This is a genomic window from Streptomyces humidus (assembly GCF_014649655.1).
GTDB lineage: Bacteria > Actinomycetota > Actinomycetes > Streptomycetales > Streptomycetaceae > Streptomyces > Streptomyces humidus.
This window is the reverse complement of record NZ_BMTL01000036.1, coordinates 1-12,226: the sequence shown is the minus strand read 5'-3', so window position 1 is coordinate 12,226 and position 12,226 is coordinate 1. Positions and strand designations below refer to the sequence as shown.

Here is a 12,226-nt window from a genome sequence, read left to right as displayed (position 1 = left end):
GAAGGTCCATACGAGATCGCCGGCCCGGGAGAAGGTGGGGCACGGCGGCTGGGGCAACGGGTCAGGAACTACAGAGGGCGCCGGCCACGCGCTGGAGGTCGATGTGGGGCCGGGAGTGGAGCGGACGGCACGGAGTACACGTGTCATGTGTCGCATCCATCCGTCCGAGCGGTACAAACACGCCTTCGACAAGGACAACGGCACAGCTATGCCGTTTCCTCCGGGGCGGCGGCCCCGGTGTGCCGGACGAGCGAGAAGACCGTACGACAGCGCAGGGTGAAGCCGATCGACTCGTACAACCGGATCGCGTTCGCGTTCGTGGCCGCGGCGTGCAGGAAGGGACATTCGCCGCGTTCCCTGATGCCGGCGGCGACCGCACGGACCAAACGGGTGGCCAGGCCCCGGCCACGGTGGTCGGGGTCGGTGCACACGGCGCTGATCTCCGTCCAGCCGGGCGGGTGCAGCCGCTCGCCGGCCAGGGCGATCAGTCGGCCGCGGTGGCGGATGCCGAGGTAGGTGCCCAGCTCGACGGTGCGGGGCAGATAGGGGCCCGGCTCGGTGCGGGCGACCAGGTCGAGGATCTCGGGCACGTCGTCGGGACCGAGCCGTACGGCCTCGGGATCGGGCTCGGCGCGCAGGGCGGTGTCCACGAGTTGGACGCCGTGTGCGGTGCGCACGACCTCCCAGCCCTCCGCCGCCTCGGTCACACCCCGCACCACGGCGGTGCCGCCGGCGCCGACGAGTGCGGCGAGGTCGGCCCAGGCGCGTGGGTCGTCCTCGTCGGACAGGGCGTGGAAGGGGGCCACGTCCTGCTGGTAGCGGACGGCGTGCCCGATGCGTTCGGCGAAGTGGGCGTGGGGTCCGGTGAGGGCGGCCCAGGCGGGGTTGTCGAGGACGTGCGAGGACGTGGCGATGGTGACGGACATGGTGTGGCGGTCTCCGGGGTGCGGCTCGAGGTGTCCGGCGCGCGGGGACTCCACCGCTGGGTGGATGGCGGAGTCCCCGGCAGCACGGTGTGGTCAGGAGTTGTCGAGCGGGAGTCCGGGCGGGTTGACCTCGGACTCGGCGACGGCCTCGTTGGACAGGTCGTAGGCCTTGAGCCACTCGGCGTACTGACCGTTCTCGATCAGGTGGTTGATGGCGTCGGCGAGCGGCTTGGCCAGTCCGCTGTCCTTCTTGGCGGTGGCCGCGATCAGGCCCTGCAGGCTCGCGCCTGCGCCGGAGTACGTGCCGGCGGTCCGGGTGGCGTCGGGCGTGTTCGCGACCTGGCGGTTGTGGTAGGCGATGCCGGGGTTCGGGCCCAGGTAGGCGTCGACCTTGCCGCTGGACAGGGCCAGGTAGACGCTGTTGCCGTCCTGGAAGTACTTGACGGTGAGCTTCTTGCCTTCCTTGGCCAGTCTGGCCTTCCACTCCAGCAGGATCCTTTCCTGGTTGGTGCCGGAGCTGACCGAGACGGTCTTGCCCGCGAGGTTCTCGTAGTCGCCGTCGAAGTTCCAGGTGCTCTTCTTCGGCACCACGAACGCCAGGTTGTCCTGCCGGTAGGAGGCGAACTCGTACTTCTTCTTGCGCTCTTCTGTGTCGGTGACGTTGGAGAAGGCCACGTCGACCTTGCCGCTGTCGATGCCGACGAAGAGGTTCTCCCACGTGGAGTTCTTCACCTCGGGCTCGAGTCCGAGGACGGCGGCGACCAGGCGGCCGAGGTCGGGCTCCGCGCCGGTGAGGGTCTTCTGGTCGCTGCCGACGTACGCCAGCGGCGGGAAGCCGGCCGGCAGGGCGCCGATGCCGATCTTCAGCCTGCCGTTCTTCTTGAGGGCGGCGGGCAGTTCGGCGCTGATGGACTTGACCTCGGAGACCTTGATGACGGTCTGCTTGGCGGCCCCGTTGGAGACCTGGCCGATGACGACCTCGCCGGACTTGGCGGCGGTGTCGGTGGTGGTGGCCGCGTCGCTGTCGCCACCGCAGGCGGCGAGCCCGGTGGCCAGGGAGGCGACGGCGGTCGCCGCGGTGATGCCGCGTATCAGGCTGCCTCGGGTGAAGTGGGTGGACATGGCCGTTCCTTGTCGCTGGAGGTGATGAGAGTGGCGTGGGGGGAAGTCGAGGGGTGTGGCGGATCAGAGGACCTTGCTGAGGAAGTCCCTGGTCCGCTCGTGCCGGGGCTTGTCGAGGACCTCGGAGGGTGGGCCCTGCTCGATGATCTTGCCGCCGTCGATGAAGACGACCCGGTCGGCGATCTCGCGGGCGAAGCCGATCTCGTGGGTGACGATGAGAAGGGTGGTGCCGCTGGTCGCCAGGTCCTTTATGACGGCGAGGACCTCGCCGACGAGTTCGGGGTCCAGGGCGGAGGTGGGCTCGTCGAAGAGGATGACGCCGGGGCGCAAGGCGAGGGCGCGCGCGATGGCGACGCGCTGCTGCTGACCGCCGGAGAGCTGGCGCGGGTAGGCGCCGGTCCTGGCGGCCAGGCCGACCCGGCCGAGGAGTTCGCGGGCCAGCTCCTGGGCCTCGGTCCTGCCGAGTCTGCCGGTGGCGACCGGGGCGGCGGCCACGTTGTCCAGGACGGTCAGGTGCGGGAAGAGGTTGAAGTTCTGGAAGACGAAGCCGATCCGGCCACGCTGGGCAAGGATCGCCCGCTCGCTCAGCTCCCTGAGCCTCTCGCCCTGCCGCTTCACGCCGATCAGCTCGCCGTTGACGCTGACGTAGCCGATGTCGGGCTTCTCCAGGTGATTGATGACCCGCAGCAGGGTGGACTTTCCGGAGCCGGAGGGACCGAGGATCACGGTGACCTCGCCGGGCCGGACGGTCAGGTCGACACCGTCCAGCACCCGGTGGGTGCCGTACCACTTGTGCACGTCGTGGACCTCGACGGTGGCGGCCTCGATGGTGTCGGTGGTCATACGGCGGCCTCCCGGCGGATGCGGGCCCGCAGGGCGGTGAGCCCGGTGCGGAGCTTCTGCAGCGGTGTCGGCGGCAGGCCTCGGGTGGCACCGCGGGCGTAGTGCCGCTCGACGTAGAACTGGACGACGGAGACGACGCTGGTCAGGATCAGGTACCAGACGGTGACGACGAGCAGCAGCGGCACGATGTCGCCGGGGTAGGTGGAGCCCATGGTCTGCGCGGAGCCGAACAGGTCGAGCAGCGAGACGTAGAAGACCAGGGAGGTGCCCTTGATCAGGCCGATGAGCTGGTTGACGTAGTTCGGGATGATCGAGCGCAGCGCCTGCGGGAAGACGATCTTCGTGAACTGGTAGCTCTTCGGCAGGCCGAGCGCGGCGGCGGCCTCGTGCTGACCCTGGTCGACGGAGAGGATGCCGCCGCGGACGACCTCGGCCGCGTAGGCGGCCTCGTTGAGGCTGAGGCCGATGACGGCGACGACCATGTCGGTGGCGAACCTCGACTCGTCGAAGGAGAAGAAGGCCGGGCCGAAGGGGATGCCGACGCTCAACGTCTTGTACAGGGCGCTGAAGTTGTAGAGGAAGATCAGCACCACGATGAGCGGGATGGAGCGCAGGGCCCAGACGTACGTCCAGCTGACCGCACGCAGGACGGGGCTCTTCGACAGCCGGGCCAGGGCGAGCACGATGCCGCCGATCAGGCCGAGCACCGCGCTGTAGGCGGTGACTTCGAGGGTGATGAGCAGGCCGTCGAGGATGGTGGGGCGCAGGAACCAGTAGCCCCAGCGGTCCCACTGGTAGAAGGGGTTGGAGACCAGTCCGTGCACGAACTGGGCGACCAGGACCAGCGCTACCGCGGTGGCGATCCAGCGTCCGGGGCGGCGCAGCGGCAGAACTCGCTGTGCAGCGAAGGTCTTTGACGGTTCGTCGGCGGTCGGCGCCTCGGGGAGGGTGACGGTGGCGCCAGGGGGTTCACTCATGGTGGGCTCCGGCTGGGTGGGTACACCCCGGAAGCGCGGCGGCATGCGGGGGCGCACACGACGGCGAGGTACCGGGGACGGGGAGGACAACGGCACACCGCACGGGCGGTGTGCGTCAGGGAGTGCGGGGGCTGCGGGGAGGTGTCAGCCCCGGCAGCGGGCACAGTCCGGTGCGGTACACAGTGCGCTGTTCACGCGGAGCAGATCGACGGCGCGATCGGCGACGAGAGGGTTCGGGTACGGCTGTACGCGGCCCGGGGAGCGGCGCGCGGCCGTCCTGAGAGCTGCGTACATGGCGTCACCATCACTGTTCCGGCCCGGTGGGCCTCGCGCTTACCGAAACGTCTTCGGTCCGGTCGTCACCTGGGGCACCCCACCGCGGAGCGAGGGTTGCCGGTCAGCAAGCCAGGGCTTGTCGCTGACACTCATGACCGTTCTGGGCCATAGTTAAGACAACTGCCCGAACGAATGTCAACGCCGGTCCACCAGGTGGAACGGCTAACGGGCCGCGTGTGCTGCCCAGTCCAGGATCTGGACGGCTGCTCCCGCGGCCTCCAGGCCCTGGCAGCGGGCGTGGTGACGGCGCTCGATGCCGTCGAGGTCGAGGTGGCCGCCGAAGGCAGGGTGGGCGTCGAGCCGGCGGGCGTAGGCCCACAGGGTCGGGTTGTCGGCGATGCGCTGGACGGCGGAGGCATCGAGGTGGTTGCGGTGGACGGTGTCGAGCTGGACCAGGGCGACCCACAACTCGACGTCGGCTGCGGTGATTTCGTCGCGGATCAGGTACGTGCGTCCTTCGAGCCAGCGTTCCAGGGCCCTGAGCGTTTCGAGCAGCGTGCCAAGTGCCGTGTCACGGTCCACCGGCTCGCCACCGGCCGATCCGGCGTGCTGCGCGGCCTGTTCGATGCCCTGCGCGCACATCCGCTCGACCGCCTCGATCTCCGACTCCGCGCCGCACGGGTAGAGCAAGAGACCCTCTCCGCCAAACCGGCGGTCGAGGTCGCGCATGATGTCCGGGGCGTGGGTGCTGACGATCCGCCCGGACCAGTCGTCGCTGAGCACCGGCGCGACGGCCGGACCGGGGTACCGGTGGGCGCTGGCCTCGTACAACGGGCGCAGGGCGGAGTGGCCGCCCTCGGGGGAGTCGGGGACGGCGGGCAGGAAGGTCGCCGGACACACGGTGTCCAGCCCGAGCAGGGTGTGGACGACGGCGATGCGCAGGCCGTCGGGACACGCGGTCGACAGATGGAGGCGGTAGCGGCCCGGCACGGCGTAGTGGCCGCTGCGCGCATCCCGGCCGATCCGGCCCCGGAAGGCGGGGGCGGGTCGGTCGGAGGCGTGGGCGGCCAGCGGTGTGACAGTCATGACTCTCCCCGGGAGCGGGCGCGGACGTACGCGCGGCGGAAGCGACGTCGGGTGAGGGAGCGGAATTCTCCCGTACGCACCGGACGGCACGACGCCCGAGGGCGTCTCCGGTGCGGGATGGGCGCGGCTCAGCCCCGGGGGCAGATCGCGCTGCAGACACGCAGCAGATCGATGTGGCGGCGGGAGGTCAGAAGAGGCGAACGGGTCACTCGGACGGTGACCGACCCCAAGCGCCTCATAAATTTCCCTACCTATTCACTAGGATTCCCTCAGTGAGTGTCGATCCGACCGCGAACCACGTCAAGAGGGGCGTCCCGCATTGCGGACGCCCCGATGGACGGCTGCCCGCCTCGACACGGTCACCACACGTTTCCCACTGCAACCGTCGGGACGCGGCGACGGTGTCGAGTCGGCGTGGATGACGTGCCGACGAGCTGCGTGCTCACCGCAGAAGGCCCGGACGAAAGGGCCCGCAGACTCTCGCCCGCGAAGACTCCTCGCACCGTCGGGACATCATCGGGACGACAGGTTGTGAACCTGCGATCCCCTGTCCCCGTTTGCGGAGCATCTGAGCGACGTGCGACAAATCGTTCTTCGGGGTCGGTGTCCGGCGTCCTCGGCCGGGTAAGGAGTCTGAACCTGGATCCTGCGACGATCCAGGCCCTGGTCAGTCCGGACACTCCGGTCCGACCGCAGTGCGGGCGCCGAGCGTCCTTCCCCTGCCCCAGCCGAGCTCACGCCGGTATCCGCCGGCCGGCCCGCTTCCCGTGGCCGACCCGCTTGCGACTCCCGCCGCTTCCACGGGCAGCGGTTCAGGCCCGGAAAGCGGGTCAGCCACGGAACTGGTTCGCGGGCACCGGGAGCCCGTAGTGCTCACGCAGGGTGGTGCCTTCGTACTCCTCCCGGAACAACCCCTTGCCGCGCAGGATCGGCAGGACGTGCTCGACGAAGGCCGCCAGGCCCGACGGCAGCGCGGGGGCCATGATGTTGAACCCGTCCGCGGCACCGCCCTCGAACCAGGCGATGATCGTGTCCGCCACCTGCTCGGGTGTGCCGACGAACTCGAAGTGGCCGCGTCCGCCCCCGAGCCGGGAGATGATCTGCCGGACCGTCAGCTGCTCGCGCACCGCGAGATCGATGATCAGGTCGGAACGGCTCTGCGAACCCTCCAGCTTCGGCCTCGCCAGGATGGACTCCGGTAGCAGCTGGTCGAGTGCGAAGGCCGATGGCTCGGTCTCGAACACGGCGGCCAGCTGACGCAGCCCGTACTGCGGGACGCGCAGCTCGTCGAACCGCCGCGCAAGCGCCCGGGCCTCCTCCTCGGTCGAGCCGATGTACGGGACGATGCCCGGCAGGACGATGACGCCGTCCGGGTCGCGCCCCGCGGCCCTGGTCCGTGCCTTGATGTCGGCATAGAAGCCGGCCGCACGCTCGTATGTCGTGTGCGCGGTGAAGATCGCCTCGGCGTGCCGTGCCGCGAAGTCCTTGCCGTCCTCCGAGGAACCGGCCTGGACCAGCAACGGGTAGCCCTGCGGCGGACGCTCGACGTTGAGCGGGCCAGCCACCTTGAAGTACCTGCCCTCATGGCCGAGACCGTGCAGCCGTGCAGGGTCGGCGTAGCGTCCGGCGGCCTTGTCCGCGACGACGGCCTCGGACTCCCAGCTGTCCCACAGCGCCTTGGCGACCTTCAGGAACTCGTCGGCGCGGGCGTAGCGTTCGGCGTGGCCGGGGCGGTCGTCGAGGCCGAAGTTGGCCGCCTCGTCCGCCCCTGCCGAGGTGACGATGTTCCAGCCGGCGCGGCCGCCGCTGACGTGGTCGACGGAGGCGAGGCGGCGGGCGAGGTTATAGGGCTCGTTGTACGTCGAGGACACGGTCGCGATGAGGCCGATCCTGCTGGTCGCCTGGGACAGCGCGGTCAGCAGCGTCAGCGGTTCGAGCTGGCCCGGCGGGCGGAACTCGCCGGTACCGATGAGGGCCGGGCCGTCCGCGAGGAACAGCGAGTCGAACTTGGCGCTCTCGGCGAGCTGTGCCAGCTCGATCCAGTGCCGTAGGTCGAAGTCCGCCCGGGGATTGCTGTGCGGCAGCCGCCACGCCGCCTCGTGGTGGCCCGCTTCCATGAGGAAGGCGTTGAGGTGGAGCCTCCTCCGTCCCGCGCTCATGAGGTGACCTTCAGCTTCGAGCTGTCGTAGCCGGCCGGCAGAAGGTTGTCGACGATCGACGGGACGTCGACCTTCTTGGTGATCTGCCCCGCCTCCAGGAAAGCGTCGGCGAGCTTCTGCTCCAGCACGATGTCCGCCTTCTCCACCGGCGTCACCCGGTTCGAGTAGGCAGCCAGGGACGCCTTGGCGTCGGCCAACGGGATGCCCTGCTCCTTCGACAGCGCCTGCGCGTATTTGTCGGGGTTCTTGACCGCCCAGGCGAACTCTCGCGACAGCCTCTTCAGAACGTCCGTCAAAGCCGCACGCTTGGTCTTGTCCTTCAGCGACGTGTCGCTCGCGACGTAGTAACTGCTGGTCTGATCGATCGGCGGGAGGCCCTTCACCAGGATCCTCGCGCCGTTCTTGACCGCGATCGCCGACTGCGGGTTCCAGATCGACCAAGCGTCCACCTTCCCGGTGTTGAACGCCGTGGCACCGGCCGCCGGGTCGAGGAAGACCAGCTTCACGTCCTTCGGGGTCAGACCGACGCTCTTCAGCGCGTTCAGGGCCAGACCGTGGGCCGAACTGCCCTGCGGGACAGCGATCTTCTTGCCCTTGAGGTCGGCGGCCGTCTTCAGCTGCGAGCCCTTCGGCACGATGATGTTCTCTACCGCCTGGTCGGGCGTGAGGGAGCGGTTGACGGCCACGACCTTGAAGCCGTACTCCTTCGCCGCGCCGGTGATCGGCGGTACGTCGCCGACGCTGCCCAGGTCGATGTCGCCCGAGGCGGCGGCCTGCACGAGCGGCGGGCCGTAGGTGAAGCGGGCGAACTTCACCTTGTAGGGCGCGTTGTCGAACACGCCGGTGACCAACGCCAGTTCCTGGCTGCCGTCACCGCCGTTGTCGCCGATGGCGAAGGTGTACTTGCTCCACTCGGGGTGCTTGGGGTCGCTCGCGTCGGCGGCGTTGCTCAGCGGCGCGGCGGTGTCCGACGAGGATCCTCCGCAGGCGACGAGGGTACTCGCCAGAGCGAGCGAGCCGACGGCACCGATGAGTCTCGTGGTTCTCTTTCGCATGGGTTGGTGTGCTTTCTGTGCTGGGTGAGGGTGTTCGAGCAGGTCAGTGCTGGCCGGCCAAGCCGAGGTCTTCAAGGAGCCGGGCGCGGAGTTCCTCGCGTGCGACGCTCGCCTCGCGGTCCGCGGCGGTGAGGTGCACCTCGTGCGAGGTACCGATGCGGCCGTTGCTCATAACGACGATGCGGTCCGCCAGGGCGATCGCCTCGTCGACGTCGTGGGTGACGAGCAGCATGGCCGCCTGATGCTTGGTACGCAGTGCGCGTACGAGGTCGTGCATGCGCAGCCGGGTGATGGCGTCGAGGGCGGCGAACGGCTCGTCGAGCAGCACGAGTTCGGGTTCGGAGACGAGCGCCCGCGCGAGTGAGACCCGCTGGGCCTCGCCGCCGGAGAGCTCCTTGGGCCATGCCTTCTCGCGGCCGGCGAGGCCGACCTCGGCGAGCACGTCGCGGGCCCGCTGCTCCGCGTCGGCCCCGTGCAGGCCGAGCGTGACGTTGCGCAGTACCCGCTGCCAGGGCAGCAGCCGGTCTGCCTGGAAGACGATCGCCCGCCGCGCCGGGACCTCCACGCGCCCGCCGTCGGGCCGGTCCAGTCCGGCGAGCAGCCGCAGCAGGGTGCTCTTGCCGCAGCCTGAAGGACCGAGCAGGATCACCAACTCCTCGTCGGCGATGGTGAGGTCGAGGTGGTCGAGCACCACTCGGTCACCGAACTGACGGACCACCTGCTCGACGACGACCCCGGTCTGCCGACGGGGCTTCGTCGCCATCGTGCTGCTCATGACGCCTCATAACTGGGTCGCCACCGCAGCAGCACCCGCTCGAGAGCCCGGACGAACTGGTCGGCGAGCAGACCGAGGAGCGAGTAGATCACCAGCCCCACGAAGACCTGGTTGGTCTGGAGATACGTCTGCCCCTGAGTGATGAGGAAGCCAAGTCCCTTGTCCGCGTTGACCGTTTCGGCGGCGACCAGACCCAGGACGCTGTACGCGAGGGAGAACCGGAGGCCCACCAGGAACCCCGGCAGGGCCCCTGGCACCAGCACGCGCGTCACCAGACGCCAGGTGCCCGCGCCCGTCGTGCGCGCCATCTCGATCAGCCGCTGGTCGACGCCCCGAATCGCGGCGAACAGGTTGAGATACATCGGGACACCGGCGCCGAAGGAGATCAGCAGCACCTTCGTGAGCTCGTCGATGCCGAACCACACGATCATCAGCGGCAGCACCGCGAGGAGGGGAATCGTGTTCAGCACCTGTACCAAGCCGTTGAACAGGTACTCACCGCTGCGTAGCAGCCCGCCGAGCACCCCGCTGACGATGCCCACCGTCAGACCGATCGCGAGACCGATGCCGGCCCTCTGCAGCGAGATGGCCAAGTCCGGCCCGAGGACGCCCTGTTGCCAAAGATCGGCGGCGGACCTCACGATCGCCGTCGGCGCGGGGGCGTAGGTCTTCGACACCACTCCGGCCCGGGCGAGGATCTCCCAGGCGATGAGGATCGCGACCGGAGTCGTGTAGATGCCCAGCGGCCAGCGCAGGCGCTCGCGGAGTGTGCTGAGCGGCGTCCGGCGGCGGGCGTCGCGCGGCAGGAACACCTCGCGTTCGCGCGTGCCCGTCGACTCGGCGTCCGGGACCTTGGTGACGAACGGCGCCTTGAGGCTGAGCTCGGTCATGCCGCCACCGCCAGCACGCTGCTGTAGTGCGAGGCATCGCCGATCAGTTGCTCGCTGCGGCGGCCGTCGACACCCGTCGGTACCTCTCCTGCGATGGTCACCCGGTTGAGGCGGCGCGGGTGGTCGTCGTAGTTGTCCACCGCGTAGTGCTGGGTGATCCGGTTGTCGAAGATCAGCAGCTGGTTCGGAGACCAGGTCCAGCTCAGGACGTTCTCCGGACGGGTCACGTACGACTGGAGGATGCGCAGCAGATCTGCCGAGTCGCTGCTCGACAGGCCGACGATCCGCTTGGCGAAGCCACCGATGAACAGCCCGCGTTCGCCAGTGAGCGGATGGACTCGTACGACCGGGTGCTCGGCCTCGTAGGGCGTCGAGACGAAGGCCCGGTCGTACTCCTGTCGCTGCGTCGTCGTGGCTGCGGGGCGTGCGTAGTCATACTGGTTGGTGTGCACGACGCGCAGCGTGTCCGCGAGGGAGCGCAGCGGTTCGGGCAGGTCGCGGTAGGCCGCGGCGGCGTTGGCGATGAGAGTCTGGCCGCCGTAGGGAGTGGTCACGATGGACCGGAGCGTGGTGAGCTGCGGCGGGTTGACCACGAAGGTGACGTCCGTGTGCCACTCGTTGGCCTTGGACGTCGTGCTGTCGACGGCGAGAACGTTCGTCGTGCCGTCGGCGGCCGGCACGTTCGGGTGGGCGGTGGTGAGTTCGCCGAACCACCCGGCCACGCGCTCCTGACCGGTGTTGTCGAGCTGCACGTCGTCGAACACGATCGCCTTGTGCTCGTTGAGGGCGTCTCGGAGCGTCGTGACTGTCGAGAGGTCGGGTGGCGCCGCGAGGTCGACGCCGTCGACGACCGCGCCGATGCGGCCGGTGAGCTTTCGGATGGACGGAGGCATGAGGGGATCCCTCCCGGGCAGATGGGCACGCCAAGGGGTGCTGAGGAACGGGAAGTCGAGTGAAGGGGGTGGGTACGGCGCAGGACTGATTGACCAGGCGGAACACCGGATTGGGCCGGCCGGAGAGAAGACGCGTGGTCGCAGAAGGCGCGTGGTTGCAGGACCGCTACAGCCGCGTTCTCAGCGACCGCGTCGGCGTGCGCGAACAGGCTCCCGGCTCACACGAGAAGGAGATGAGAGGAGAGGGGAGCCATCAGGAGGTGGATACGACGATCCCTTGCCGCGTCAGCGACAACAAAACGCGCTGGAGACGTGCGCCAGGTCGATGTGGCGCCGCCGAGTGAGGTCCACGCGCGGGTTCATAGGACGGGAGTTCAGCAGAGATCCACCACTTCGGTCAATATCTTTCCGGACGGGTCTTGCATTGCGGACACGGAGAACGCCTCCGCCTGGTCGTGGAGATCGCAGAGGCCGCATTGCTTGCCTCTGACGTGTGCGTCAAGGGCAAGCCTCCTGCGCGGCAGCGTCGACCGGTCGTCCACGCTCGGCCCGTTTCCCTCGATCAGACCCGGGGGTCTGTCCAGCCGACGGTGTCGCCCGCTCGAGCTGCTACTACTGGTGCCGGACGGCTGCGGACCGGGCCGCCCCGCAGGTGGCCGATGCGAAGCCGGCCGCCCGGATGCGGGAAGTGCATCAGGAATCGGACGGCACATACGGAGCCCCGAGGATCACCGCCGAGCTCCGCGAGACGAGCGGAGAGGCGGTCAATCACAAGCGCGTCGCCAGAATCATGCGGGCGTCCGGGATCGAAGGCGTGCGGTATTGCGCCGCCGGCACCGCACCACCCTCGCAGATCCGGCTGCGGCCAGGGCTGCGGACCTGATCGGCGCGACTTCACCGCCCAGGCTCCGAACATGAAGTACGTCGGCGACATCACCTACCTGCCCATCGACGGCGGGAAGTTCTGTTACCTGGCGACCGTCATCGACCTCGCATCGCGACGTCTGGCCGGCTGGGCGATCGCCGACCACATGCGCGCGGACCTCGTCACCGACGCCCTGACCGCGGCGATCCGTGCCCGAGGCAGCCTCGCCGGGTCGATCACGCACACCGACCACGGAGCCCAGCTTGGACTCAACTGGTCGTCGCAACACCAGCTTCCTGTAGTGATAGTAGGTGCTCGTTGAGGGCTTCGGCGGGGGTCTTCCAGGCGAGGGTCTTGCG

12 protein-coding genes, 1 pseudogene and 1 riboswitch are annotated in these 12,226 nt (G+C 69.1%); of the genes and pseudogenes, 1 reads left to right on the top strand and 12 read right to left on the bottom strand.

Translation table 11 applies throughout. The annotated features are described in order from the left end of the window. Positions 1-61 precede the first annotated feature (61 nt). The 12 genes from IE239_RS43365 to IE239_RS33060 form a co-directional block, all read right to left on the bottom strand. Positions 62-160, bottom strand: coding sequence for a putative leader peptide (locus IE239_RS43365; RefSeq protein ID WP_350820170.1), 99 nt, complete (start codon positions 158-160; stop codon positions 62-64). A 46-nt stretch (positions 161-206) separates the two neighbouring features. Then, positions 207-926 carry a GNAT family N-acetyltransferase gene (locus IE239_RS33105; RefSeq protein WP_190153158.1) on the bottom strand — a complete coding sequence of 240 codons (720 nt, stop codon included), beginning with the start codon at positions 924-926 and terminating at the stop codon, positions 207-209. Positions 927-1,019: 93 nt separating this feature from the next. Continuing rightward, positions 1,020-2,048, bottom strand: coding sequence for an ABC transporter substrate-binding protein (locus IE239_RS33100; RefSeq protein ID WP_190153157.1), 1,029 nt, complete (start codon positions 2,046-2,048; stop codon positions 1,020-1,022). Between the two features lie 63 nt (positions 2,049-2,111). Beyond that, on the bottom strand, positions 2,112-2,891 hold the full coding sequence (locus tag IE239_RS33095; protein ID WP_190153156.1) for an amino acid ABC transporter ATP-binding protein: 780 nt from the start codon (positions 2,889-2,891) through the stop codon (positions 2,112-2,114). After that, on the bottom strand, positions 2,888-3,868 hold the full coding sequence (locus tag IE239_RS33090; RefSeq protein ID WP_190153155.1) for an amino acid ABC transporter permease: 981 nt from the start codon (positions 3,866-3,868) through the stop codon (positions 2,888-2,890). The genes IE239_RS33095 and IE239_RS33090 overlap by 4 nt, the downstream gene beginning before the upstream one ends. Before the next feature lie 324 nt (positions 3,869-4,192). After that, a riboswitch (SAM riboswitch) is annotated at positions 4,193-4,301 on the bottom strand. Positions 4,302-4,366: 65 nt separating this feature from the next. Beyond that, positions 4,367-5,230, bottom strand: coding sequence for a glutathione S-transferase C-terminal domain-containing protein (locus tag IE239_RS33085; protein WP_190153154.1), 864 nt, complete (start codon positions 5,228-5,230; stop codon positions 4,367-4,369). Between the two features lie 128 nt (positions 5,231-5,358). After that, on the bottom strand, positions 5,359-5,469 hold the full coding sequence (locus tag IE239_RS43360; RefSeq protein ID WP_350820167.1) for a putative leader peptide: 111 nt from the start codon (positions 5,467-5,469) through the stop codon (positions 5,359-5,361). 591 nt (positions 5,470-6,060) lie between these two features. Then, a complete protein-coding gene (locus tag IE239_RS33080; RefSeq protein WP_190153153.1) occupies positions 6,061-7,389 on the bottom strand; it encodes an LLM class flavin-dependent oxidoreductase in 1,329 nt (442 codons plus the stop codon). After that, the gene (locus IE239_RS33075) at positions 7,386-8,444 is read right to left on the bottom strand and encodes an aliphatic sulfonate ABC transporter substrate-binding protein (protein ID WP_190153152.1); all 1,059 of its coding nucleotides are present in this window, start codon (positions 8,442-8,444) and stop codon (positions 7,386-7,388) included. The genes IE239_RS33080 and IE239_RS33075 overlap by 4 nt, the downstream gene beginning before the upstream one ends. A 43-nt stretch (positions 8,445-8,487) precedes the next feature. Further along, a complete protein-coding gene (locus IE239_RS33070) occupies positions 8,488-9,219 on the bottom strand; it encodes an ABC transporter ATP-binding protein (protein ID WP_190153151.1) in 732 nt (243 codons plus the stop codon). Continuing rightward, complete coding sequence (locus IE239_RS33065) at positions 9,216-10,109, bottom strand: ABC transporter permease (RefSeq protein WP_190153150.1); 894 nt, start codon at positions 10,107-10,109, stop codon at positions 9,216-9,218. Before IE239_RS33065 ends, IE239_RS33070 begins: the two co-directional genes overlap by 4 nt. After that, positions 10,106-11,002 (bottom strand): TauD/TfdA dioxygenase family protein, encoded by an 897-nt coding sequence (locus tag IE239_RS33060; protein ID WP_190153149.1) that lies wholly within the window; start codon positions 11,000-11,002, stop codon positions 10,106-10,108. The genes IE239_RS33065 and IE239_RS33060 overlap by 4 nt, the downstream gene beginning before the upstream one ends. A 574-nt stretch (positions 11,003-11,576) precedes the next feature. Between IE239_RS33060 and IE239_RS42575 the strand changes: the two are divergent. Continuing rightward, a pseudogene (locus IE239_RS42575) lies at positions 11,577-12,129 on the top strand (IS3 family transposase); the annotation flags it as partial. Positions 12,130-12,226 lie beyond the last annotated feature (97 nt).

Excerpts from the sequence above, each read along its gene's own strand:
- IE239_RS43360 (WP_350820167.1), bottom strand. The coding sequence starts at position 5,469 with ATGAGGCGCTTGGGGTCGGTCACCGTCCGAGTGACCCGTTCGCCTCTT.
- IE239_RS33060 (WP_190153149.1), bottom strand. The coding sequence starts at position 11,002 with ATGCCTCCGTCCATCCGAAAGCTCACCGGCCGCATCGGCGCGGTCGTC.
- IE239_RS43365 (WP_350820170.1), bottom strand. The coding sequence starts at position 160 with ATGGATGCGACACATGACACGTGTACTCCGTGCCGTCCGCTCCACTCC.
- IE239_RS33100 (WP_190153157.1), bottom strand. The coding sequence starts at position 2,048 with ATGTCCACCCACTTCACCCGAGGCAGCCTGATACGCGGCATCACCGCG.
- IE239_RS33070 (WP_190153151.1), bottom strand. The coding sequence starts at position 9,219 with ATGAGCAGCACGATGGCGACGAAGCCCCGTCGGCAGACCGGGGTCGTC.
- IE239_RS33065 (WP_190153150.1), bottom strand. The coding sequence starts at position 10,109 with ATGACCGAGCTCAGCCTCAAGGCGCCGTTCGTCACCAAGGTCCCGGAC.
- IE239_RS33085 (WP_190153154.1), bottom strand. The coding sequence starts at position 5,230 with ATGACTGTCACACCGCTGGCCGCCCACGCCTCCGACCGACCCGCCCCC.
- IE239_RS33080 (WP_190153153.1), bottom strand. The coding sequence starts at position 7,389 with ATGAGCGCGGGACGGAGGAGGCTCCACCTCAACGCCTTCCTCATGGAA.
- IE239_RS33095 (WP_190153156.1), bottom strand. The coding sequence starts at position 2,891 with ATGACCACCGACACCATCGAGGCCGCCACCGTCGAGGTCCACGACGTG.
- IE239_RS33105 (WP_190153158.1), bottom strand. The coding sequence starts at position 926 with ATGTCCGTCACCATCGCCACGTCCTCGCACGTCCTCGACAACCCCGCC.
- IE239_RS33075 (WP_190153152.1), bottom strand. The coding sequence starts at position 8,444 with ATGCGAAAGAGAACCACGAGACTCATCGGTGCCGTCGGCTCGCTCGCT.
- IE239_RS33090 (WP_190153155.1), bottom strand. The coding sequence starts at position 3,868 with ATGAGTGAACCCCCTGGCGCCACCGTCACCCTCCCCGAGGCGCCGACC.